This window comes from Streptomyces sp. NPDC126497, assembly GCF_040302425.1.
Taxonomy (GTDB): Bacteria; Actinomycetota; Actinomycetes; order Streptomycetales; family Streptomycetaceae; genus Streptomyces.
This window is the reverse complement of sequence record NZ_JBEORT010000058.1, coordinates 1-22326: the sequence shown is the minus strand read 5'-3', so window position 1 is coordinate 22326 and position 22326 is coordinate 1. Positions and strand designations below refer to the sequence as shown.

Sequence of the window (22326 nt, the reverse complement as noted above, 5' to 3'; positions counted from 1 at the left end):
ACCGGCTAATTTCATTTCCATGACAACGAAACGGCTCCGCATCCTCCTCCTGGTCTGCAGCACCCGCCCCGGCGCGCTCGGTCCCGACGTCGGCAGGTGGCTGACCGAGACACTCGCACCGGGCGCCGAAGCGCTCGGGGCGGACCTCGTGCCCCTGGCCATCGGCGATCTGCACCTGCCCTTCCTGGACGAGGAGGAGCACCCCTCGACCGGCGTCCACCAGCACGAACACACCCGCCGGTGGAGCCGGATCGTCGAAGACGCGGACGGCTTCGTCTTCGTGACGCCGGAGTACAACTACGGCATGCCGGCCACGTTGAAGAACGCGCTCGACTACCTGGGCCCGGAGTGGGCCTGGAAGCCGGTCGGCTTCGTCAGTTACGGCCACACCTCGGCCGGCACCCGCGCGGTCCAGCACGCCAAGCAGGTGGTGACCACCTTGCGCCTGGTGCCCCTGGGCTCGACCGTCGCGATACGGATCGCGGACGCGATGCGGGAGGACCGTTTCGCCCCCGAGGCGCGTCACGCCGACGCGGCCGGGGGAATGCTGGCGGAACTGGTGCGGGTCTCACGGGCCCTGGCTCCACTGCGTGAGCGCGGACACGCGGACGCCGTGGAGGGCCCGCTCCCCGGCTCGTACGCGCGGCGTCTCGGCCCGGACGACGCCCCCGAGGTGACGGTGCTGCAGCGCTGCTGCTGGGTGGAGGAGGCGCTCGCCAACGACACCCTGGCGATCCCGCCGCTGCACGAGTCGCCGGACGACGTGCGCGCCTGGCTGGCCGACTGGCACACGACGGGACTGTGGCGGGACGGACGGCTGCTCGGGATGGTCCGCACGCGTCGCACCGGCGCCGACCTGCACATCGGACGGCTCGCCGTCGCCCCCGACCTGCGGGGCCTCGGCGTGGGACGGTGGCTGCTGCGCCAGGCGGAGGAGGCCGGGAAGGGCTGCCGGCGCGTCGTCCTGTTCACCGGTGCCGCCAGCCACCGCAACCTCACCCTCTACCAGGGGCAGGGGTACGTCCCGCTTCCCGGTGCGCAGGAGGACGGCGTGGTGAGCCTGGCCAAGGCCGTCCCCGCCTGAGCGCGGGCGCCGCCGGCCTGCCGGCGCCACCCCGCCCCGGTGCTGCGCCCTGGCCGGCCGCGACCCCTGACCACGGCCCCCGGCTCAGGCGCGCGGGCCGGCGCCGTGCAGCAGGGTGTCGATGATGCGGGTGGCGAGGGTGTCCGGGTCGGCGCCGTCCGCGTTGCCGCGCAGCGATTCCCCGATGAGCGCGTAGTAGACCCGGCGTACCCAGTCGAGGTCGGCCGCTCCGTCGATGAGCCTGTCGTCCTGGGCCCGCTTGAGCACGGCGACGCATCTGCGGGCGATGTCCTGGTGGAGGGCGGCGGCCTCGCCGTCCGGGTCGGCCGGCAGTTCCAGGGCGAACGCCCAGGCGCTCTTGACCTGCAGCACGTTGGCCGTGATCCGGTGCATCGCCACCAGCGGCGGCGCGGTGTCCGGCCTGCCGTCGTCCACCGCCCGGGCGAGCTGACGGGCGGCGGACGACGCCAACGCCTCGATCAGTGCCTGCCGGTTGGCGAACCGCCGGTGGATCGTCGTGCGGGCCACTCCCGCGGCTGCGGCGATCTGCTCCATGGAGGCACCGGGGTCCTCGGCGAGCACCCGCTCGGCCGCTTCCAGGATCGCGCGCACGCTGCGCTCCGCGTCCGCCCGCAGCGATCGTCCCGCCGTCTCACCCATCACGCCTCCTACTGGACCGCTTGACCAGGCACATCGTACATCCGTGACGCAATGCTGTCCTTAACTGCAACATTGGTGTTGCGACTCATCGAATTACTGATACATACTCACCCCAGTTGCCCCTGACTGAAGGAGAAGCGCATGAGCAGCACCGCCCTCATCACCGGCGCGTCGTCCGGCCTCGGCGCGGAGTTCGCCGCGCAGCTCGCCGCCCGGGGACACGACGTGATCCTGGTGGCGCGCTCCGGCGACCGGCTTGCCGCCCTCGCCGAGCGCCTGATCGCCGAGCACGGTGTCCGCGCGCATGTACTGGTCCAGGACCTCGCCGAACCGGACGCGGGCCGCCGCGTCGCCGAGCGGTTGACCGCCCGCGGTCTGAGCGTCGACCTGTTGGTCAACAACGCCGGATTCGGTACCTGCGGCCGCTTCGAGGAGATCTCCGGGGCCCGCGACCACGACCAGTTGATGGTCAACGTCGTCGCGCTCGTGGACCTCACCCACGAGCTGCTGCCCGGCATGCTGGAGCGCGGCCGGGGCGCGGTCGTCAACGTCGCTTCCAACGCCGCCTTCCAGCCTTCTCCGTACTTCGCCGTCTACGGGGCGGCCAAGGCCTTCGTGCTGAACTTCGGCCTCGCCCTGCGCCAGGAGTACCGCCGGCGCGGCATCCGCGTGCTCACCCTGTGCCCCGGTCCGGTCGAGACCGCCTTCTTCGACACCATCGGCACCCGCCGGGCGGCCGTCACCGGCTCCATGACCACCCCGGAGCCCGTCGTGCGCGCCGCGCTGCGCGCGCTGGAGCGCGACCGCGGCTACGTCGCCCCCGGACTCGGCAACGCCCTGGCCGCACACCTGACACCCCGCCGCCCCCGAACCCTGGTCGCGGCCGTCGCCGAACGCGTCACCCGCAAGGTCCTGGCCGCCTCCGCCACCCCCTCGACATCGCCGGAGCACGCCGCATGAGAGCCTCCACCGCCCCTGTCGGCGCCGCCGCGGCGATGCTGCTCGTCGGCACCTCGACCGCGGTCTCCGCCACCATCGCCGACTACCCGGTCCTCACAGGACAAGCCTTGCGTTATGCGCTCGCCGCGGCGATCCTGCTGGCCGTCGTGGGCCACCGGCGCCTGCCCCGCGTGCGCCTGACCGCACGTGACGTCCTGCTGCTGACCGCGCTGGCCGCCACCGGCCTGGCGGGGTTCAACGTCTTCCTCGTCGAAGCCACCCGGCACGCCGGGCCCGCCATGATCGCCGCTGTGGTCGGAGCGGTCCCTCTCGTGCTCGCGCTCATGGGGCCGTTGACGGAACGCCGGCGCCCCGCGCCCCGCACCGTCGGCGCCGCGGTCGTGGTGGCGCTCGGCACGGCCGTCGCCGCCGGCCTCGGCTCGGGCAGCGTGAGGGGCCTCCTGCTGTCCCTCGGCGCACTCGCCGGCGAGGTGGCCTTCTCCCTGCTGGCCGTCCCGCTCCTGCCCAGACTCGGCCCCCTGAGGGTCGCCGCCTATCCCGCCGCCCTGTCCGTGCCCATGCTCCTGGCGACGGGGCTCGCCCTGGACGGTACGGCCTCCCTTCGCCTGCCCACACCCGGCGAAGCAGCCGCTTTCGGCTACCTCGGCGCGATCGTCACCGCCGCCGCCTTCTTCCTCTGGTACGACGCGCTGCGCCGCCTCGGCGCCGACCGCGCGGGCCTCTTCGCCGGCCTCGTGCCGGTGGGCGCACTGCTCACCACCGTCGTACTCGGCCTCGGCCGGGCAGGCCCCGCCGACGTCACCGGAGCCCTGCTCGTCGCAGTCGGCGTCGCAGTCGGCCTGCGACGCCCCGGCCGCGACAGCCCGGGGCCGCAACAACCCCGTACCGGTGTTCACGAGTCGGCCTGATCGGCGTTCCACGGCACCCGTCCCCGCGCACACCTCTGCACCGGATCCGGGCGACGCCTCCGGGTCCCGCAGCAGGCCGACGGCTCCCCGGTCCCCGCGAGGCCACGCGCGGACAGACGGCCGGCAGGGCGGAGGCGAGGGTGCGCGGCCCCACCGGACCCGGTGGACGGGCCGCCGCGGGCCCACCCCTGATGCCATGATGCGGGACCGACGGAGAGGAGCACATCCATGACAGAGGTGACGTCCTTCCTGCTCGAACGCCTCCGCGCGGCCGGTCTGACCGACGTCGTCGCGCTCGAGCCGGCCACGGGAGGTCTCGCCGCGACCGCGGGGCTCGCACGCCGCACCGACGGCACGTCGGTGTTCGTCAAGGCGTTCGGCGAGCCGCCGTCGGACGACGCCTTCACCACGGAGGCCGAAGGGCTCACCGCGTTGCGCGAGACGGGCGGCATCGTCACGCCCGAGATCATCCTCGCCGACCGCGACCTGCTCGTGCTGTCGGTGCTGCAGCCCCGGCCGGACACCGAGGCCTTCTGGGAGCGGCTCGCGCATGCGCTCGCCCGCCTGCACACCACCACGCGGCACCCCCGATTCGGGTGGCACCGGGACAACTGGCTGGGCCGTCGCAGGCAGGTCAACACCTGGGCCGACGACGGGTTCGAGTTCTTCGCCCAGCACCGTCTGCTGCGCTGGCTCGGCGAGCGTCGTGTCCGGGAGGCGCTCGACGCCGCGGACCGGACGGCACTGGAGCGGCTCTGCGAGCGGCTGCCCGAGCTGCTGCCGGTCAGGCCCGCGTGCCTGACGCACGGCGACCTGTGGGCGCTGAACGTCATGGCGGCCCCGGACGGGCGGCCCGCACTGATCGACCCGGCCGTGTCGTACACATGGGCCGAGGTCGACCTGGCCCATCTGTGGACGACGGCGCCGCCGCCCGAGGCGCACGTGTTCTTCGAGCTGTACGCCGAGCTGACCGGGCTCGACCGCGACTGGCGCGAACGGATGCCGATCCTCCAGCTGCGTCAACACCTGGCCGTGATCGCCCAGTTCGACCCCGACTGGGGCGCCGCCGACCTGGTGCGCGCCACGCTCGCCCCGTTCCGGCGGAGGCCCTGAGCCCCCGCGGGAAGCGCGACGCACCGCGCCGCCCCGGGCCACCGCCGTCAGGGCGGGCGGCTGATGCCGTGTGCCCGACCGGGCGCCGGCTCCCGCACGGGGGACGGGGACCCGGCGATCAGATCGGGGCATCGTCGCCGGGCGGGGGCACGGCGCACGGACGGACGACCATGAGCGGGCCTTCCAGGGCCGCCACCATGGCAAAGGGGAACCGGTCGACCTCAAGACAGAGTGCGACGTCATCGGGATGGACTCCCTGGCGCACGCCCTCGGCCAGCTCGGCGGCAGCGCGCGAGTCGCCGGCGCGGCGGAGGAACTCGGCCGCGTCCGTCCCCGCCCCGGTGGCTCTCCGGGCGATGTACTGCGCGCACGCCAGATCCTCGTCGGCCTGCCCGTCCTCACCAGTGATGACGAACGTGACACGGTCACTCCCGCGCGTATGCAGGAGCCGGGCCGTGGCCCCCGCCACCACGAAGCCGGCGCACAGCACCAGCGACGCCTCCTTGACCGCGAGGGCGCCGACCGTCCCTGCCGTGGTCTTCTGCACCACGGTCCGTCCGCGAAGGTCGACGGACCGCAGCAGACCCGGCGAGTTGACCAGGTCGAACCCGGGCGCGGCCGGACCGTCCTTGAGCGTCGCCCAGTCGGGGTGACGAGCCTTGAGGGCCAGGGCCTCGTCCGGAGACCCGGCAAGAACGATCTTCTCCGCTCCCTGGGCGAAGGCCCAGGCAGCCACCGTGAAGGCACGCATGACGTCGACCACGACCGCCACGGACGGGGCTTCGACCAGCTCGGCGATGCCGAGGAAGCGAAAGACGCCCGGCGGCGATGAAGGCTGCTCGGGCGGGTTCGGGACCGGTGACGTGGCGCTGTGCGCGCCCACGTCCGGGGCGGTCCGGGCGTCCGTCGGGAGCGCCTTGCGCAGCGGGGCGCTCACGGCCGGTCCGCGGGGACGTCGGCGTCCTCGCCGCCGAGGCCGAAGAGCCGGTCGTCGCTCCACCACTCCGGCGTCTCGTCGACGACCGCGGTGAGCTCCAGCAGCGTCACCTCGTTGCGGCCGAGGACGAGGTCCACGTCGGCGCGCCCGTCGGCGACGGGCACGCTCCGGTGCGAGCGGGCGGGTTCGGCGGCCTCGCGCAGAGCGTCGAGCCGGCGGTCGTCGGGCGCGAGCGGCCGCCCCATCTCGCGCCAGGCGGCCCAGGGGTTGCCGGCGTCCTCGCTCACGGAGCGGCGGAGCGCGAAGGCGGAGCCCCGCGCGTCCGGGGCGCCGACGGGCAGGGACAGCCGGACGCTGTGGCCGTCGACGGGATCGCCGCCGGCCGGGTCGGCCGGCGCCCAGGCCAGCACGGTGACGCGTCCGTCGCCGTGCCGCGTCACCAGGTGGTCCTCGCCCCGGGCGAGCACCTGCTCGCCCATCTCGGCCATGAACGCGTACAAGTGGTAGGTCGGCTTCTTGATCTGACGGTGCGTCAGCAGGCCGAAGCCGCCGTGGAACGGCGCGGTGGGGACGCCCACCTCCTCGAACACGTCGCTGAACGTCCAGTAGGAGAAGGAGTCCGCGAGGTCGCCCCCGTTCACCAGCACCGGTGCGAGGTACGCCGCGTGGAACGCGGTGTCGTGGACCGGGTTGTCCGGCCGGTACGAGGAGTTGAACTCGGTGATGTGGAGCGGCAGGTCCGCGAGTCCGGTGCCCGCCAGCTGCCGCCGTGGGGCGCCGAACTGCTCCAGCAGCGCCGACGCCGGCATGAGCGTCTGGTGGGAGCCGAACGGCACGGGCTGGACGGGGCCGGAGGAGTAGGCGTGGCGGCTCACGAAGTCGATCGGCAGGTCGCGGGCCTCGACGAACTCGGCGAAGCGCTGGATCCACCCGTCCTCGTAACCCGGCGCCAGTGAGGGACCGCCGACCTGGAGGTCGGCGTCGACCTCCTTGACGGCCAGCGAGGTCACCTCGTAGAGGCGGTGGTAGGCGTTCTGGTCCGCGGACCAGAACGGCGCCAGGTTGGGCTCGTTCCACACCTCGATCGGCCACCGGCGCACCCGGTCGATGCCGTAGCGGTCGACCAGGTGCCCGATGACGGCGCGGACGAGGTCCGCCCACTCCTTCTCGTCACGAGGAGGGGTGACGTTGCCCTTCCACCAGAACACGGTGTCGTCGCCGGAGGCGAGCCCGGACGGCATGAAGCCGAGTTCGAGGAAGGGTGCGATGCCCATCCCCAGGTAGGCGTCCACGACCTGGTCGACGTAGGTGAAGGCGTGGCGCACGCGCCGCTCGCCGGCGTGGTCGTAGGGGCGGTGGACGCCCATCCCGTCGCTGAGCAGGCCGTGCCCCCGGATGTGGCGGAAACCGATCTCCCGCTGGACGAGGCCGAGCGACTCCTGGTAGTCGCGCCGCAGCGCGAGGTCGAATCGGCCCGTGCCGACACAGTGGCGCCAGGCGTCGGAGAGCCGGGCTGTCGGCTGCCGGGGGACGACGGTCCGCATGGTGGGTTCCTTCGCTGCGGTGCGGTGTGGACGGGACTCGCCGGGGCGGGAGGGCGGATCAACCGTTCCCGGATCAACGTGCTGCGCACCGTAGGGAGACGGGGGAAACGGCGTCAAGATGCCGGGCGGCCCGTCTGCCGGAGTCCTCCCGGGGCCCGCCCCGGCCGGCCGGGGACGACGGGAGGGGTTCCTGCTCGTCGCCGGACCGGCTCGTGATCGCATACGGCGGATCCTGTATCGGTAACGATTGCGCAACTTGCGAAAACTGCTGGTTGCCCCTCGTTCATTTTGGGCGGTACACCTTGCTCCTGCTTCGCGGATGGCCCGTTACTTTGCGCAAACTATTGGCAGTCGGATCACTGACGACAGATCAGGGAGTTTCCACGATGACGAGGAAGACCCGCAGCGCGACGGCTGCCGCGATCGGTTTGTGCGTCGCACTCGCCGCTGCCGGCTGCGCCGGCGGCGACGACGGCAGCGGTTCGTCCGACGGTCAGGGCACGGTGACCCTCTGGACGAACGCGATGGAGGGGCGCGGCGTGGAGTTCTGGAAGGACGCCGCGAAGGCGTACCACGAGCTGCACCCGGACGTCACGATCAAGATCCAGTCGGTTCAGAACGAAGACCTCGACGGCAAGCTGCAGAACGCGCTCAACTCGAACTCCGCGCCCGACGTCTTCCTGCAGCGCGGTGGCGGCAAGATGCAGGCCATGGTCGACGCCGGCCAGATCCGGGCTCTGGAACTGACCGACGCCGACAGGGCGAACGTGGGCGAGGCGGCCCTCGAAGGCGTCTCGATCGACGGCAAGGTCTACGCGATGCCGCTCGACACGCAGCCCGAGGGCATCTACTACAGCAAGGACCTGTTCAAGAAGGCCGGCATCACCGCGCCGCCGACGACGATGGACGAGCTGAAGGACGCCGTCGCGAAGCTGAAGGCGATCAAGGTCGCGCCGATCGCGGTCGGCGCCAAGGACGCCTGGCCGGCCGCGCACTGGTACTACACCTTCGCCCTGCGCGAGTGCAGCCAGGAGACCATGCAGAAGGCCGCCAAGTCGCTGACGTTCGACGACCCGTGCTGGACCGAGGCCGGCGAGGACCTCGCCGACCTCCTGGAGACCGAACCCTTCCAGAAGGGTTTCCTGACGGCGACGTCGCAGCAGGGCGCCGGATCCTCGGCGGGCATGATCGCCAACCACAAGGCGGCCATGGAACTCATGGGCAACTGGAATCCCGGCGTGATCGCCGATCTGACCCCGGACAAGAAGCCGCTCCCCGACCTGGGCTGGTTCCCCTTCCCCGCCGTGCCCGGCGGCAAGGGCGACCCGACCGCCGTCATGGGCGGCGCCGGCGGCTACTCGCTCTCCAGGAACGCACCGGAGGAGGCCCTGGGCTTCCTCCAGTTCGTCGTGACCAAGGAACAGCAGGAGGCCTACGCCGAGGCCTTCGACACCATCCCGGTGAACAAGGCGGCCCAGGGGGTCGTCACCGAGCCCTACAACATCTCGGCACTGGAGACCTTCAACAAGGCCGCCTACTCGATGCAGTTCCTCGACACGGTGTACGGCCAGAACGTCGGCAACGCCATGAACATCGCCGTCGTGAACCTGATGGCCGGCAAGGGCTCCGCCGCCGACATCGTCAAGGACGTCAAGGCCGCCGCCGAGAAGGGCTGATCGAGCAGACATGAGCGACACCCCGGGCACCGACACGGCCGGCGGCCGCGAGGCGCAGGGCACGCCCGGAGCCGGGGGCGCGGCCACGGCCACGGCCGCGCCCCCGGCTCCGCCGCGAGCGGCTGCGCGCCGCCGGGGCCGTGCCAGGACGCGACTGGAGATCGCGGTCCTGTCGGCACCGGCGATCATCACGTTCCTGGCGTTCGTGATCCTCCCGGTCGTGCTTGCCGCGTACTACGGCTTCTACCAGTGGAAAGGCTACGGAGAGCCCACCGACTGGGTCGGCCTGAACAACTACGAGCTGATCCTCACCGACCCCGCGTTCCACGACGTGCTGTGGCACAACGCCCTGATCCTGGTGCTCTCACTGGTCATCCAGGGACCGCTGGCGATCGGCCTCGCGCTCCTGCTCAACCAGAGGATCCGCGGCCGCTCGACGATCCGCGTCCTGATCTTCGTGCCCTACATCATCTCCGAGATCATCGTCGGCACCGGCTGGAGCCTGATGCTCCAGAGCAACGGAGCCGTCAACGACCTGCTGCACCGGATCGGCCTGGGCTCCCTGGAAGCCGACTGGATCGCCGACCCGGACCTGGCCATCTGGACGCTGATGGCCATCATCACGTGGAAGTACATCGGCTTCGCGGTGATCCTGATGCTCGCCGGCCTGCAGTCGATCCCCGACGAGATCTTCGAGGCCGCGCAGATCGACGGTGCCTCCTACTGGCAGATCCAGCGCCGCATCACGTTGCCGCTGCTGGGACCGACGATCCGCATCTGGGCCTTCCTGTCGATCATCGGCTCGCTGCAGCTGTTCGACCTCGTCTACATCATCTGGGGCCAGTACGTCTCGGGCACCGCGGGCACCTCGACCATGGCGATCTACATGCTCGCCCAGGGCCGCAACGCGGGCAACTACGGCTACGGCAGCGCCGTCGCGGTCGTGATGTTCGTGATCTCGCTCGTCGTCGCGCTGGTCTACCAGCGTTTCGTCCTGCGCCGCGACCTCAGGGGCGCCGTCACCGAAGGGACCGTGTGATGAGCGTGACGACCGCCACCTCCCGGACGTCTCCCGCGCCGGAGCCGAAGGCACCCGCCGGCCGCCGTGACAAGCCGCAGAAGTGGGGCAGCCCCGTCACCTACTTCATCGCGCTGCTCTTCGTCGGCGTCTGCGTCGCACCGGTGCTCTACATCGTGCTCGGCGGATTCCGCACCAACGCGCAGATCACCACGGACCCGGCCGCCCTGCCACGCCCCTGGGTGGCCGGCAACTACCTCGGCATCCTGAAGTCGACGGTGTTCTGGGGCGAGTTCGCCAACTCCCTCATCGTCGCGATCACCAGTACCGTCGGCATCGTCGCCCTCGGTCTGATGGTGAGCTTCGTGATCGCACGCTACGACTTCAGGCTCAAGGGCGCGATGTACTCCCTGTTCGCCGCGGGCCTGATGTTCCCGATGGTCATCGCGATCACTCCGCTGTACCTCGTCGTCAAGGACCTCGGCCTCGTCGACAACCTGCTCGGCGTGATCATCCCGCAGATCGCCTTCGGCCTGCCGACGACCGTCATCATCCTCGTGCCGTTCCTCAGAGCCATCCCGAACGAGATCGAGGAGGCCGCCGCGATCGACGGCATGAGCCGGCTCGGGTTCTTCTTCCGCATGGTGGTCCCGCTGTCGCTGCCCGGTGTGGTCACCGTCGGCATCCTCGGCTTCGTCGGCAGCTGGAACAACTACCTGCTGCCCCTGTACGTCCTCAACTCGCAGGCGAACTACACCCTGCCGCTCGGCGTCCAGGTGTTCTCCTCGCAGTACTCCACGGACACCGCGAAGGTTCTCGCCTTCACCTCCCTCGCCATGCTGCCCGCCCTGGTCTTCTTCTCGGTCTTCGAGAAGCGGATCGTCGGCGGCCTCACCGGCGCCGTGAAGGGCTGACACCGCCGCCGGCACCCGGACGGGACCGTCCCACGCCCGCCCCCGCGCCGTCCCCCGGAAAGGACCGCCGCAGTGCCCCGCGCCCACATCGAACTCGACAGGAGGGCCGTCATCGCTCCTGTCCGGCGCCGCGACCTCGCCCGGCGCCCGCTCGAATCGGACAGGGCCGGCCCCGACGAGTTCGCCGGACGGCTCGAGCCCACCGACTCCGAGCCGATGCCGGCGGCCGACGTGGCCGCACGAGGCCTCCTGCCCGCCCCGGACCTGCTCGAGTACGCCCACCACCCGCCCGGCACGACGCTGTCGGACCCGCGCATCGCCAACGGCACACCGGAACCGCACGACGTGCGCATGCGGTGCCTCGGCAACGGGACGGACGGCCCCCGGCAGGCCGGATCCATGACGGCGGACGACCACGGCAAGCCGGCCGCCCGCACCGCCGCCGCGACGAAGCGGGCCGGCCAGGACCTCGAAGTCGTCGCGACCGCCGACCACGCGGGGCACGGGAGACGCTCCGCCAGGAAGATCGACGTCTCCTTCGGCACCGAACCGCCGCCGCCGTCGTGGACGGCGGTCGCCCTCCGGTGAGCGGCGACCCGAGTCCCGTTCAGGAACCGGACCCGGTAGCCGAGCGCCGCGAGGTGACCTGTGCGCTGCGCGACGGAACACGGCTGCGGACCGTCCTGCTGGTCCCGCACGGGACCGGGCCGTGGCCGGCCCTGCTGACCCGCCATCCCTACGACGTGACCCGTGAGGAACACGACGGGATGCTCGACGTCGGACGCCTCGTCGCCGCCGGTTACCTCGTCGCGCTCCAGGACGTACGGGGCCGCTTCGGCTCCGAGGGCGTCTTCGATCCCTGTGCACAGGAGGTGGCCGACGGCGCCGACGCCGTGGCGTGGCTCGCGGCACGTCCCGAATGCACCGGCACCGTCGGAATGTGGGGCGCGTCCTACGCCTCGGACACCCAGTTCGGCGCCCTTCTGGGAGGCTCTCCGGCGCTGCGGGCGATCGCTCCCGCCATGACGCCGGCGATGTCGGCGCTCGACGGTTTCCGGTTCCGCGGCGGGGTGCCGGAGATCGGCAGCACCCTCGCGTGGACGCACTACGCGATCGCCCCGGACGCGATCGCGCGCATCGGCACCGCCCGCGAACGGGAGGCCGAGCGGAAGCGGTGGGAAGCGACCGAGCGGGCGATCACGACCCGCGACGCGTTCCGGGCCGGAGCCCCGCACGGCGGATGGGACGCCGAGGCGATCGTCGGGTGGGGTCTGGACCTGCTGCGGGAGCCGCTCGGGTCGGCGCGCCACCGCGAGGGAAGGATCGTCGACCGGATCGACGCGATCGACGTTCCGGTCTTCCTGATCGGCGGGTGGTTCGACGTCTTCCTCGGATCGACCCTGGAGATCCACCGGCGGCTGGCGCTCCGCGCGAAGCACGCCGGCGGGCCGGTGCCCCGTCTTCTGGTGGGCCCCTGGACGCACGACAACCTGTCGGGCCGGACGGCGGGCGTGGACTTCGGACCGGGTGCCGCCGCCGACGGTCCCGGCGGCGGCGGAGACCTCACCGCGCAGCACGTACGGTGGTTCGACAGTGCCCTGCGCGCGGGCGCGGCGGACGAGCCGCCGGTGCGCGTGTTCCTGATGGGCTCCAACCGGTGGATCGAACTGGACGAGTTCCCCCCGCGCGACACGCGGACGCTCGAGCTGTACCTGAACTCCGGGGGAACGCTCGCGACCGGGCCGGCCGAGAGCGGTGGGCGGCGGCTGACCAGCGATCCGGCATCCCCGGTACCGACGTGCGGCGGTGCGGTGCTCCTCTTCGCGCCGTTCGAGGCGGGACCCGCCGACCAGGCGGCGGTCGAGGCGAGGCAGGACGTGGTCTCGTGGCGCACCGTGCCGCTCGCCGAGGAACTCACCGTGTTGGGCCCGGTCCATGCCGTCGTCCACCTCGTGACCACGGGAACGGACGCGGACGTGGTCGTGCGGCTGTGCGACGAGCACCCGGACGGCAGCAGCCGCGTCGTCACCGACGGCGTGCAGCGGGGGTCGGCGCGGTCCGTCGACCCGGTCACGGGCCTGGGCGACAGACTGCCGGTCGAGCCGGGACGGGAGCAGGAGTTCGTCGTGGACCTCTGGTCGACGGCGCACACCTTCCTGCCGGGCCACCGGGTGCGCGTCGACATCGCACCGAGTTCGTCACCCCGCTGGGACGTCGGACGCAACGCCTTCGAGCCGGCCGGGGCGACCACGCGGCCCACCACGGCCGCGTACACGATCCTTCAGGGCGCTGCCCGTCCGAGCCGCCTGGTCCTCCAGGTCGTGACGACGGCACCGCGATGAGACCGGCCGAAGACGCCCGCCCGCGTCACCGGCGTGGAGCCGCGGCCGCCGGGGCGGGCCCGGTGGAGGCACGGACGACCAGCTCGGTGGCCAGCTTCATGCGGGCGGGCGGCCGGACGCCGCCGTCCTCGCCCCGGGAGAGCTCGATCAGGAGCTTGACCGCCGCGGCGCCCAACTCGGTGCTGGGCTGTCTGACGGTCGTCAGCCCGGGGGTGATGTACTGCGCCTCGGGCAGGTCGTCGAAGCCGATGACACTGATGTCCTCGGGAGTCCGCAGACCCCGGGCGGCCAATGCGTCGTAGACGCCGAGCGCCATGGAGTCCGCGCAGGCGAAGATCCCCGTGATCCCCGGGTCGCTGTCGAGCAGGGTGTGGGTGGCGGTCGTCGCCCTGGCGCGGTTCCATCCGCCGTGGGCCACCGACACCGTGGCACTTCCGGCGGTCGCCGTGTCGGCCGCCGCGCGGAAACCGTCGACGCGCGCCCGGCTGAAGAGATGGCGGGCATGGCCGGCGACCACCCCCATCCGCACATGGCCGAGGGACAGAAGGTGCTCGGCGGCCATCCGGCCGCCTTCCCAGTTCGCCACGCCGACGCTCGACACGCCTGACGGCGGTGTGCTCATCGGGTCGATCAGCACCACGGGGACGCCCGCGGCGAAGAGTGCGCCGAACTGCGCCGAGGCGGGATCGACCAGCGTCCCGATCACGCCGAGGGTGCGCCTTCTCAGAACCCGTGACACCCAGTCGCCGTGCGGCTCGGCGAGCGTCAGCACGACGTCGAGTCCCGCTGCTGCCGCCTCCCGCCCGACCCCGGCTGTCAGCAGGTTCGCCCATGACCCCTCGAAGTGGGTGACCACGAGGTCGAGCGCGTTGGACAAGCCGCCCTCGTCCCTCACGCTCTCGCCCTTGGACCCGGCCCGGCGGGTGTAGCCGACGGCCTGCACGGCTTCCATGACCCTCGCGCGCGTCTCCGCCGAGACGTCGGTCCCGCCTCGCAGCACCTTGGACACGGTGGGCACGCTCGTACCGGCGGTCTTGGCCACCAAGGACAGTGTGGGGCGCGATCCGGCCGGTCGGGGGGGCATGGGGGACAGGTTAGCCCAACCGTCGAGGAGGCCGTCCGGGCCGGGAAGGCACCCCGTCCGGGCCGGGCCGGGCCGGCGGCGGGCGGGTCCGGTCCGTCGGGGGGCCGGGGCACGTGACCGTCACTCCTCGGCGCCGATCCGGACGTCCTCGACGCCTTCGTCCAGGAAGGTGGCCAGGCCCTGGGCTTCGGCGTGGACGGCATCCCGTTCCGGGGCGGTGAGGGGGCGGAGGGGGCTGATGCGAAGCCGGTGGTCCCGCACGGTCCAGGTGGCGGTGACGCGTCCGTCGACGAGGACCGTGCGGTGGCCTGCCACGGACAGACCGAGGTGGGGGGCGTCGATGATGCGGCTTCGGTCGTGGTAGCCGAGGATGGCGTTGTCGAAGGCCGGGAGGAACCGGACGGGGGCCGGGGTGTCGGGGTGGGGACGGGGTGCGTCGGGCAGGTCGAGCAGTTCGCGGCCGCGTTCGTCGCGGAAGACGACGAGTTCTTCCCGGCAGGCCTTGACGGCGGCGGGAAGACCGGCGAGGCCGCACCAGGCGCGCAGGTCCGCGCAGGCCGCGGGCCCGTAGGCGGCGAGGTAGCGGCGCAGCAGTCGCCGCCCGACGGGATCGCCGTCCCCGCTGGGCAGGGGGTCGATGTCCCGTTCCAGCCAGGTGGCCAACGGCAGGTTGCGCACGCCTGCCCTCTGCTGCCACAGGCCGCGGGGCGGGAGCTGGGCCATGGGGACCAGGGCTGCGACGAGCAGCTCGCCCAGGACGCGGCGCGGTGGGCCGGGCCAGCGGTCCTCGAGGGCCTGCACGAGTTCGCGCATGGTGCGGGGCTGCTGGTCGGCCGTCACCGCGCGGCCCGCTGCGGCGACCTCGTCCACGTCGATGCCGGCCAGTTCGCTTCGGTAGGTGCCCAGCACGCGTTGGCGGAGCATGGTGTCGTGGCGGGCCCGCCAGGCGAGGGCGTCGTCCGCGGTGACGAGGTGGACGGTGCGGCGCATCAGGTGGGTGCGCACCACCGTGCGGCCGGTCAGCGCGGCGTCGAGCCGTTCGGGTCCGAAGTCGGCCAGGCGGGACCACAGGCCGATGAAGGGTTCCTGGGGTTCTTGCGCCTGCAGGCCGCACAGGTGGGCCACCGCCTCGGACACGGAGGCGTCGGTGCGCGTGAGCAGGTGCTGGCGGGCGAGGGTGGCGCGGTTGAGGGCGCGGTTGTCGAGGAGGGTCATGGTGTGCTCGGGCTGCGGCTCGGTTTGCGGGGCGGGCGTCGGGGCGGGCTCGTGCGGGTGGGGGAGGGAGGTGCGCAGGAGACGTCCGGAGGGCTGACGTCGGTACGGGGCCGTCCCGGTTTCCGCATGCGCACGGTGCCCGTTTCCTTCCGTTGCTGTACGTGTTCGGTGCCTGCGCCGTCCGGACCGCGCGTGGTGCCGTGGGGTCCGGACGGCGTGGTTGCTGCCGGGCCGGTTCAGCCGTGGTACGGGGCGGTGACGTCCAGGACCCAGGTGACGCCGAAGCGGTCGGTGAGCATGCCGTACAGCGGCGCCCACGGCGCCGGCTCCAGCGGGCGCACGACGGCCGAATCCTCGGCGAGCCTGCCCCACAGGGCGCTGATCTCCTCGGCGTCGTCACCGCGTACGGAGACGAAGAACGGGTTCTCACCCTGGTTCCAGGGCAGTTGCGAGGGCACGTCGTAGGCCATGACGTGGAAGCCGTTGTCACCGGCCACCTCGCCCCACATCACCCAGTCCGCCTCGCTCTCGTTCTGCACGGCGCCCGCGTCCTTGTAGGTGACCGCGACGGTGCGTCCGCCGAAGACGGACCGGTAGAAGTCCAGCGCCTCGCGTGCGGCGCCCCGGAAGTTGAGGTGAGTGGTGGTCGTGACGGACATGGTCCGCTCCTTGCCTCGGTGCGACGAATGCGCCGCCGGCCCGGCCGGTCCGGGCAGCGACTGCCGTGACCAGGGGTGATGTCTCCTGGGCGGCTCGTACGCCACAGTGGCAGGAGTACCGGACAGGATGTGTCCTCCACTTCGGGGATCATGGATCTCATGCAGAAGACGTCCTCCCGGTTGCTCGCGCTGCTCTCGCTGCTCCAGACCCACCGCGACTGGTCCGGCGAGGATCTCGCCGGGCGTCTGGACGTCACCTCGCGCACCGTGCGCCGTGACATCGACCGGCTGCGCGGCCTCGGCTACCCGATCACCACCGTCAAAGGACCGGCCGGCGGTTACCGGCTGGAGGCCGGCACCCGCATGCCACCCCTCCTGTTCGACGACGACCAAGCCGTCGCCCTGGCCGTCGCGCTGCAGACCGCGGCCACCGGCACCGCCGTCGCCGAAGACGCCGCCCGGGCCCTGGCCACCCTCCGCCAGGTCATGCCGTCCCACCTGCGCCACCGCATCGACCTGCTGCGCGTCACCGCCGTCCGACCGCCCGCGGCCGGCGACGCCCCCGAGGTGGACCCCCAGGTCCTGATGGAGCTCAGCCGCGTCATCCATGCCCGCCAGGAACTGCGCCTCGACCACACCCCGGGCTCGGGCGCCCCGGCCGACGCCCCCCGCCGCGTACAACCCCACCACCTGGTCACCTGGCGCCACCGCTGGTACCTCGTGGCCTGGGACCTCGACCGCGAGGACTGGCGCACCTTCCGCGTCGACCGCATCCGGCTCCGCACACCCGCCGGCCCCCGCTTCACCCCACGCGAACTTCCCGGCGGCGACGTCTCCACCTTCATCACCGGCCGGTTCCGCGGCAACGACGGCACCACCACCGACTGGCCCTGCCGGGGCGAGGTCGTCCTCCACCTCCCGGCCGCCGACGTCGCCCCCTTCGTCCAGGACGGAATCGTCGAGGAACTCGGCCCCCACCGCTGCCGGCTCACCCTCGGCTCCTGGTCCTGGACCGCACTCGCCACCGTCCTCGGCCACTTCGACACCGACGTCGAGGTCATCGGCCCACCGCAACTGGCCGCGGCGTGCGCGGACCTCGCCGCCCGCTACGCCCGCGCCGCAGGAGCGGAGACCGGTCCGCCGGGCCGACCCGCTGGAGCTCCTGACCCGAGCCGATGAGGGCTGGGCGTCGACGACACCTGCCCCCTCGGGGACGGGGACGCCTCGACGCCCTGCGCAGACCGTGGAGGACCTGGTCGTCGCGGCCGGTCAGAGCGAGCCGGTGCCGTTCCGGCTGTCGGACCTGCCCTCCGGCATGCCGCCGGCGGCGAAACCCGCGCTCACCCGTGCGCCGGGGTTTCCTCCCGAGGCGGTGCCGTCGAGGCGCGCACCACGAGGTCGGTGGCGAGTTCGATGTGGTGGGACTCGACCTTCTCGCCGTTGGCCAGGCGCAGGGCGGTGCGCAGGGCGGCAGCGCCCATCTCCCGGAGCGGCTGGCGCACGGTGGTCAGGGGCGGTGAGGCCATCCGGGCGAGGCTCGTGTCGTCGAAGCCGACCACGCTCAGGTCCTCGGGAACGCGCAGGCCCCGGGCGCGAGCGGTCTCGATGACACCGAGGGCGATCTCGTCGTTGCCCGCGAAGACCGCCGTGGGGGGTTCTTCCAGGCCCAGCAGCGCCGTGGCGCCGCGCAAGCCGGTCTCGTACGTGAATTCCCCGGACCGGACGTAGGCGTCCGGCACCTGCGCTCCTTCGGCCTCCATGGCGGCGCGGTAGCCGTGCACGCGTGCCTGGTTGCAGACGGCCATGGCCGGTCCGCCGAGGTAGGCGATGCGACGGTGGCCCAGGGAGAGCAGGTGCCGGGTCGCGGCCAGACCGCCGGCGAAGTTGGTCGCCCCGACGCTGTTGACCCGGCTGTCCGGCAGGTGCAGTGGGTCCAGCACGACCAGCGGCAGCCCGGACCGGGCCAGTTCGTTCAGGTGCGCCGTGGTGTACACGCTGGTGACCGCGATGACGGCGCGGCGCCCGGCCGAGACCAGGTCCCGGGCCCAGTGCGGGGCGCCGGACGCCTTGCTGACCACCACCGAGGCCCCCGATTCGGCGGCCGAGTCGACGATGCCTTCCAGGGTCTCCGCCACGTACGACTTGAGGTCGCCCTTGAACTGCACCTCGATGGTCGGGTTCTCGACGGCCTCGGTGTGGCGGAACACGGGCGCGAGGTAGTCGTGTTGATGCAGCAGCTCCTGCACACGGACACGGGTGTGCGGCGCCACGTCACCGCGACCGTTGACCACTTTGGACACGGTCGCGACGGAGACCCCAGCCGCTTGGGCGATGTCCGCCAAAGTGGTGCGTCTGGCGTTCGGTCGCATCGGTTCCTCTCAGCTGTGGGCCCACCGGTGTGGTTACCCGACGGTCGGACCGGCCACGCGGACGGATCCGGTCAACCGTACCGGTGAACGCGGCCCGGCCGGCGTGCTCGCTCCGCACTCCGCCATGACGCGCGCCGGTGTCGTCCCGGCCAGGAGGGCGCCGGCCCGGTCCGGCGGGGGCGGCACCGGGCCCCGGCGGCCCGGTATGACCTGCGCCGACAGTGTGTCAGCCCGCAGCCGTTGCGTCACCCCCGCCCTCGACCGGCCTGTTTCGAAATGGTTTCGGAGCCGGCCCAGGCTCTCCTGGAGCCCTCAGGTGCCGATACTGCACGGACGTTCTCCGTCCCGCAGCGCGCGGCTGCACGTGTATTGACAGGGCATCAGCTCGAAACCTAGCTTGCACGAGCAGAGCTAGAAGAAGGAATTTTCGAAAACCTTTCACCATGACTCACGAGAAGCCGACGGCTCTCGAGTGCGGAGAAAATCATGGCGCTCTCTCGACGTACCCTCCTCGGTCTGGCGGCCGCCGTGCCGGTCTCCGCGGCGCTGACGGCCTGCGGCGGCTCGTCAGGACCCGGCAAGAGCGGTGGTGCCACGTACTGGTACCTGAACGGACAGCCGCAGGAAGGCGTCAGGGCCGGCGCCGTGGACGCGTTCAACAAGGCCCACCCCGACGAGCGGATCGACGACACGACCTTCCAGAACGACGCGTACAAGACGAAGATCAAGACCGCCATCGGTGCCGGGCAGGCGCCCACCATCATCTGGGGCTGGGGCGGCGGGACGCTGCGCGCCTACGCGGAAGCGGGTCAGGTGGAGGACCTCACCTCGTGGTTCGACGAGCACTCCGAGGTCAAGAAGGGGCTGTTCCCGTCCTCGTTCGGCGCGGCGACCGTCGACGGCAGGATCTACGCGATGCCGTGCGAGACCGTGCAGCCGATCGTCCTCTACTACAACAGGAGGGTCTTCGAACAGGTCGGTGCGGAACCGCCGGAGTCCTGGGACGACATCATGGCGCTGGTGCCCAGGTTCAACGCGAAGGGCATAGCGCCGTTCGCCCTCGGCGGCCAGTCCCGGTGGACGAACATGATGTGGCTGGAGTTCCTGTTCGACCGCGTCGGTGGCCCCGAGGTCTTCCAGGCCGTCGTCGAAGGCGAGAAGAACGCCTGGTCCCACCCGGACGCCATCACGGCGCTGACCAGACTGCAGGACCTGGTCAAGGCCGAGGGGTTCGTCAAGGGCTTCTCCTCGATCACCGCGGACTCCAACGCCGATCAGGCGCTGCTGTACACCGGCAGGGCCGCCATGATGCTGCACGGCGCCTGGTCGTACGGCATCCAGCAGACCGACGGCGGGGACTTCGTCTCCAGCGGCTCGCTGGGCTACATGACCTTCCCGCCCGTCGAGGGCGGCAAGGGCGATCCGAGCGACACCGTCGGCAATCCCGCCCACTACCTGTCCATCTCCTCGAAGGCCAGTGCCGAGCAGAAGAAGGTCGCGAAGGACTTCTTCGCCACGGGCGTCCTCCAGGAGGAGGAGGTGAAGAAGTGGATCGGCAACGGGTCGGTCCCGATCCGGCTGGGCACGGAGAAGCTGCTGGCCGCCTCCGAGAACGCCGATTTCCTCCGGTTCACGTACGACATCGCCAGCAAGGCCAAGGTGTTCGTCCAGTCCTGGGACCAGGCGCTCAGTCCGACCGCCGCCGAGACCATGCTGGACAACATCGTCAAGTTGTTCCAACTGTCGATCTCACCCCAGCAGTTCGCCCGCAACCTCAACGCGGTCACCGGCGCATGAGCGCGCTCACCGGCCTGCCGCGGCGTCGCGAGCCGCGCAGCGTCCTGCCGTGGCTGGCGGTGCCGGCGCTGGTGGTCTTCGTCGGTTTCGCCGTGGTCCCGCTCGTCGGTGTCTTCGTGCTGAGCTTCACCACCTGGGACGGGATCGGTGCCATCCGCCTTACGGGGCTGACCAGCTGGCGTGCGGTGCTCACCGACCCCGGGCTGCCGCACGCCCTCTGGGTGACGTTCCTGGTGATGGCCGTGTCCTGGGTCGTGCAGACGCCGCTGAGCATTCTGCTGGGCACGTTCCTGGCGGGCCGCCAGCGCTACCGCGCGGTGCTGGGTGTGGTGTACTTCGTCCCGCTGATGCTCAGCTCCGCGGCGATCGCGATCGCCTACGAGGCCCTGCTGGACCCCAACTTCGGGCTCGGCGCCGGACTGGGGATCCAGGCGCTCAGCCAGGACTGGCTGGGGCGGCCCGGGCTCGCGTTCGGGGTCGTCGTCTTCGTCGTCTCCTGGCAGTTCGTCCCGTTCCACTCGCTGATCTACCAGGGCGGCGTCCAGCAGATCCCGAAGTCCCTCTACGAGGCCGCGCAGTTGGACGGCGCCGGACGGATCCGGCAGTTCTTCAGCATCACGCTGCCGCAGCTGAAGTACACCGTCATCACCTCGTCCACGCTGATGGTCGTCGGGTCGTTGACCTTCTTCGACCTCATCTTCGTCCTGACCGAGGGCGGCCCCGGCGACGCCACCCGGGTCCTCGCACTGGACATGTACAAGCGGGGGTTCCAGGCCAGCCTGATGGGACCCGCCAGCGCCATCGCGGTCATCCTGGTCCTCGTGGGTCTCGCCCTCGCCCTGCTGCTGCGCCGCCTCGGAGGCCGGGACGCCGGCGCGAGCCAACTCGAGGGGGCCTGACGTGACCACCACGCCGACCAGGACGCGACGACCGCAGAAGGTCACCCACCACGAAGGGCGACGACGCCCCCGCCCGGCGGCCCGCCGGCGCAACTGGGCCGGGGGCCTGGCCGGATGGCTCTGGCTCGCCGTCGTCGCCGTGCCCCTGTACTGGACCCTCATCACCAGCCTCAAGGAACGGACCCGCTACTACGCGAGCAACCCGCTGGTGCCGTCGGGCGACCCGACACTGGAGAACTACCGGCTGGTCATCGAGTCCGACTTCCTGCAGTACTTCGTGAACAGCGTCGTGGTGACCGTCGGCGCCGTGGTGCCGGCGGTCGTCGTCTCCTTCATGGCGGCCTACGCGATCGTCCGCGGCTGGCGCATGCGGGTCCTCCGTGCCGTGAACGGGCTGTTCCTCATGGGCCTGGCCATCCCGCTGCAGGCGACGGTGATCCCGGTCTACCTGATCATCATCAAACTGAACCTGTACGACAGTCTGGCGGCGCTGATCCTGCCGTCGATCGCCTTCGCCATCCCGCTCTCGGTGCTGGTGCTCGCCAACTTCATCCGCGACGTGCCCAAGGAGCTGTTCGACTCGATGCGGGTCGACGGCGCCACCGAATGGACGACGCTGTGGCGGCTGGCGGCGCCGCTCACCCGGCCGGCCATCCTCACCGTGAGCATCTTCAACGCCCTGACCATCTGGAACGGGTTCCTGCTGCCGCTGGTCCTCACCCAGAGCCCGGACCGCCGGACCCTGCCGCTCGCCCTGTGGACCTTCCAGGGCGAGTACGGGGTCAACGTCCCCGCCGTGCTCGCGGCCGTCGTCCTCACCACGCTGCCCGTCCTGGTGCTGTACGCCTTCGGCCGCCGCCGGCTGCTGAGCGGGCTGACCGCGGGGTTCGGCCGGTGACCGGCGCAGGCACGGACCCACTCGTCTACCGGTTCGCCCGTCCCGCCCTGGTCAAGGGTCCGACGGGCGTGGGAGGAAAGTGAACGCCGACGTGGCCGTAGAGAACACCTCCGCAATCCCCCTCTGGAACGACCCCACCACCTCCGTCACCGCGAGGGTCGACGCGTTGATCGACGCGATGACGCTGGACGAGAAGATCGCCCAGCTGTACGGCGTGTGGGTCGGCGCGTCCGCCAACGGCGGCGAAGT

At 71.7% G+C, this 22326-nt stretch carries 20 protein-coding genes; 13 read left to right on the top strand and 7 right to left on the bottom strand.

What is annotated here, in order from left to right:
- Positions 1-19 precede the first annotated feature (19 nt).
- Positions 20-1084 (top strand): GNAT family N-acetyltransferase, encoded by a 1065-nt coding sequence (locus ABTY20_RS22745; protein WP_351998850.1) that lies wholly within the window; start codon positions 20-22, stop codon positions 1082-1084.
- An 84-nt stretch (positions 1085-1168) separates the two neighbouring features.
- On the opposite strand, the gene ABTY20_RS22740 is transcribed toward ABTY20_RS22745, so the two are convergent.
- Complete coding sequence (locus ABTY20_RS22740; protein WP_502991864.1) at positions 1169-1744, bottom strand: TetR/AcrR family transcriptional regulator; 576 nt, start codon at positions 1742-1744, stop codon at positions 1169-1171.
- A 141-nt stretch (positions 1745-1885) separates the two neighbouring features.
- Between ABTY20_RS22740 and ABTY20_RS22735 the strand changes: the two genes are divergently transcribed.
- From ABTY20_RS22735 to ABTY20_RS22725, 3 genes are all read left to right on the top strand, one after another.
- Positions 1886-2704 (top strand): SDR family NAD(P)-dependent oxidoreductase, encoded by an 819-nt coding sequence (locus ABTY20_RS22735; protein WP_351998848.1) that lies wholly within the window; start codon positions 1886-1888, stop codon positions 2702-2704.
- Entirely contained in the window at positions 2701-3612 is a 912-nt protein-coding gene (locus ABTY20_RS22730; RefSeq protein ID WP_351998847.1) for a DMT family transporter, read from the top strand. Before ABTY20_RS22735 ends, ABTY20_RS22730 begins: the two co-directional genes overlap by 4 nt.
- 228 nt (positions 3613-3840) lie before the next feature.
- A complete protein-coding gene (locus tag ABTY20_RS22725) occupies positions 3841-4725 on the top strand; it encodes a fructosamine kinase family protein (RefSeq protein WP_351998846.1) in 885 nt (294 codons plus the stop codon).
- A gap of 118 nt (positions 4726-4843) precedes the next feature.
- On the opposite strand, the gene ABTY20_RS22720 is transcribed toward ABTY20_RS22725, so the two are convergent.
- Entirely contained in the window at positions 4844-5524 is a 681-nt protein-coding gene (locus ABTY20_RS22720; RefSeq protein WP_351998869.1) for a 2-phosphosulfolactate phosphatase, read from the bottom strand.
- A gap of 134 nt (positions 5525-5658) precedes the next feature.
- Positions 5659-7206 (bottom strand): GH39 family glycosyl hydrolase, encoded by a 1548-nt coding sequence (locus ABTY20_RS22715; RefSeq protein WP_351998845.1) that lies wholly within the window; start codon positions 7204-7206, stop codon positions 5659-5661.
- A 386-nt stretch (positions 7207-7592) separates the two neighbouring features.
- Between ABTY20_RS22715 and ABTY20_RS22710 the strand changes: the two genes are divergently transcribed.
- The 5 genes from ABTY20_RS22710 (at position 7593) to ABTY20_RS22690 (ending at position 13156) form a co-directional block, all read left to right on the top strand.
- Entirely contained in the window at positions 7593-8882 is a 1290-nt protein-coding gene (locus ABTY20_RS22710; protein WP_351998844.1) for an ABC transporter substrate-binding protein, read from the top strand.
- A gap of 10 nt (positions 8883-8892) precedes the next feature.
- Positions 8893-9921 (top strand): carbohydrate ABC transporter permease, encoded by a 1029-nt coding sequence (locus ABTY20_RS22705; protein WP_351998843.1) that lies wholly within the window; start codon positions 8893-8895, stop codon positions 9919-9921.
- Complete coding sequence (locus tag ABTY20_RS22700) at positions 9921-10814, top strand: carbohydrate ABC transporter permease (protein WP_351998842.1); 894 nt, start codon at positions 9921-9923, stop codon at positions 10812-10814. The genes ABTY20_RS22705 and ABTY20_RS22700 overlap by 1 nt, the downstream gene beginning before the upstream one ends.
- A 72-nt stretch (positions 10815-10886) precedes the next feature.
- The gene (locus ABTY20_RS22695) at positions 10887-11402 is read left to right on the top strand and encodes a hypothetical protein (protein ID WP_351998841.1); all 516 of its coding nucleotides are present in this window, start codon (positions 10887-10889) and stop codon (positions 11400-11402) included.
- Positions 11403-11455: 53 nt separating this feature from the next.
- Complete coding sequence (locus tag ABTY20_RS22690) at positions 11456-13156, top strand: CocE/NonD family hydrolase (protein WP_351998840.1); 1701 nt, start codon at positions 11456-11458, stop codon at positions 13154-13156.
- Positions 13157-13181: 25 nt separating this feature from the next.
- Here the strand turns inward: ABTY20_RS22690 and ABTY20_RS22685 are convergent, their stop codons facing one another.
- The 3 genes from ABTY20_RS22685 to ABTY20_RS22675 form a co-directional block, all read right to left on the bottom strand.
- Entirely contained in the window at positions 13182-14198 is a 1017-nt protein-coding gene (locus ABTY20_RS22685; protein WP_351998839.1) for a LacI family DNA-binding transcriptional regulator, read from the bottom strand.
- 162 nt (positions 14199-14360) lie between these two features.
- Positions 14361-15455, bottom strand: a complete 1095-nt coding sequence (locus ABTY20_RS22680) for a winged helix DNA-binding domain-containing protein (RefSeq protein WP_351998838.1) — start codon at positions 15453-15455, stop codon at positions 14361-14363.
- 236 nt (positions 15456-15691) lie between these two features.
- Positions 15692-16114, bottom strand: a complete 423-nt coding sequence (locus ABTY20_RS22675) for a VOC family protein (protein WP_351998837.1) — start codon at positions 16112-16114, stop codon at positions 15692-15694.
- A 159-nt stretch (positions 16115-16273) separates the two neighbouring features.
- Between ABTY20_RS22675 and ABTY20_RS22670 the strand changes: the two genes are divergently transcribed.
- Entirely contained in the window at positions 16274-17293 is a 1020-nt protein-coding gene (locus ABTY20_RS22670; protein WP_351998836.1) for a helix-turn-helix transcriptional regulator, read from the top strand.
- A gap of 161 nt (positions 17294-17454) precedes the next feature.
- Here the strand turns inward: ABTY20_RS22670 and ABTY20_RS22665 are convergent, their stop codons facing one another.
- The gene (locus ABTY20_RS22665; protein ID WP_351998835.1) at positions 17455-18483 is read right to left on the bottom strand and encodes a LacI family DNA-binding transcriptional regulator; all 1029 of its coding nucleotides are present in this window, start codon (positions 18481-18483) and stop codon (positions 17455-17457) included.
- 486 nt (positions 18484-18969) lie between these two features.
- Here ABTY20_RS22665 and ABTY20_RS22660 point away from each other — a divergent pair, with 486 nt between their 5' ends.
- The 3 genes from ABTY20_RS22660 to ABTY20_RS22650 are packed head-to-tail and all read left to right on the top strand — an operon-like array spanning position 18970 to position 22077.
- Positions 18970-20280, top strand: a complete 1311-nt coding sequence (locus ABTY20_RS22660; RefSeq protein WP_351998834.1) for an extracellular solute-binding protein — start codon at positions 18970-18972, stop codon at positions 20278-20280.
- Positions 20277-21179, top strand: coding sequence for a carbohydrate ABC transporter permease (locus ABTY20_RS22655; protein ID WP_351998833.1), 903 nt, complete (start codon positions 20277-20279; stop codon positions 21177-21179). Before ABTY20_RS22660 ends, ABTY20_RS22655 begins: the two co-directional genes overlap by 4 nt.
- A 1-nt stretch (position 21180) precedes the next feature.
- Positions 21181-22077 carry a carbohydrate ABC transporter permease gene (locus tag ABTY20_RS22650; RefSeq protein ID WP_351998832.1) on the top strand — a complete coding sequence of 299 codons (897 nt, stop codon included), beginning with the start codon at positions 21181-21183 and terminating at the stop codon, positions 22075-22077.
- The last annotated feature ends 249 nt before the right edge of the window (positions 22078-22326 follow it).

What these genes read in the sequence shown, in the direction of transcription:
- ABTY20_RS22745 (WP_351998850.1), top strand. Translation starts at nt 20, where the DNA reads ATGACAACGAAACGGCTCCGCATCCTCCTCCTGGTCTGCAGCACCCGC.
- ABTY20_RS22740 (WP_502991864.1), bottom strand. Translation starts at nt 1,744, where the DNA reads ATGGGTGAGACGGCGGGACGATCGCTGCGGGCGGACGCGGAGCGCAGC.
- ABTY20_RS22735 (WP_351998848.1), top strand. Translation starts at nt 1,886, where the DNA reads ATGAGCAGCACCGCCCTCATCACCGGCGCGTCGTCCGGCCTCGGCGCG.
- ABTY20_RS22730 (WP_351998847.1), top strand. Translation starts at nt 2,701, where the DNA reads ATGAGAGCCTCCACCGCCCCTGTCGGCGCCGCCGCGGCGATGCTGCTC.
- ABTY20_RS22725 (WP_351998846.1), top strand. Translation starts at nt 3,841, where the DNA reads ATGACAGAGGTGACGTCCTTCCTGCTCGAACGCCTCCGCGCGGCCGGT.
- ABTY20_RS22715 (WP_351998845.1), bottom strand. Translation starts at nt 7,206, where the DNA reads ATGCGGACCGTCGTCCCCCGGCAGCCGACAGCCCGGCTCTCCGACGCC.
- ABTY20_RS22710 (WP_351998844.1), top strand. Translation starts at nt 7,593, where the DNA reads ATGACGAGGAAGACCCGCAGCGCGACGGCTGCCGCGATCGGTTTGTGC.
- ABTY20_RS22705 (WP_351998843.1), top strand. Translation starts at nt 8,893, where the DNA reads ATGAGCGACACCCCGGGCACCGACACGGCCGGCGGCCGCGAGGCGCAG.
- ABTY20_RS22700 (WP_351998842.1), top strand. Translation starts at nt 9,921, where the DNA reads ATGAGCGTGACGACCGCCACCTCCCGGACGTCTCCCGCGCCGGAGCCG.
- ABTY20_RS22680 (WP_351998838.1), bottom strand. Translation starts at nt 15,455, where the DNA reads ATGACCCTCCTCGACAACCGCGCCCTCAACCGCGCCACCCTCGCCCGC.
- ABTY20_RS22675 (WP_351998837.1), bottom strand. Translation starts at nt 16,114, where the DNA reads ATGTCCGTCACGACCACCACTCACCTCAACTTCCGGGGCGCCGCACGC.
- ABTY20_RS22670 (WP_351998836.1), top strand. Translation starts at nt 16,274, where the DNA reads ATGCAGAAGACGTCCTCCCGGTTGCTCGCGCTGCTCTCGCTGCTCCAG.
- ABTY20_RS22665 (WP_351998835.1), bottom strand. Translation starts at nt 18,483, where the DNA reads ATGCGACCGAACGCCAGACGCACCACTTTGGCGGACATCGCCCAAGCG.
- ABTY20_RS22660 (WP_351998834.1), top strand. Translation starts at nt 18,970, where the DNA reads ATGGCGCTCTCTCGACGTACCCTCCTCGGTCTGGCGGCCGCCGTGCCG.
- ABTY20_RS22655 (WP_351998833.1), top strand. Translation starts at nt 20,277, where the DNA reads ATGAGCGCGCTCACCGGCCTGCCGCGGCGTCGCGAGCCGCGCAGCGTC.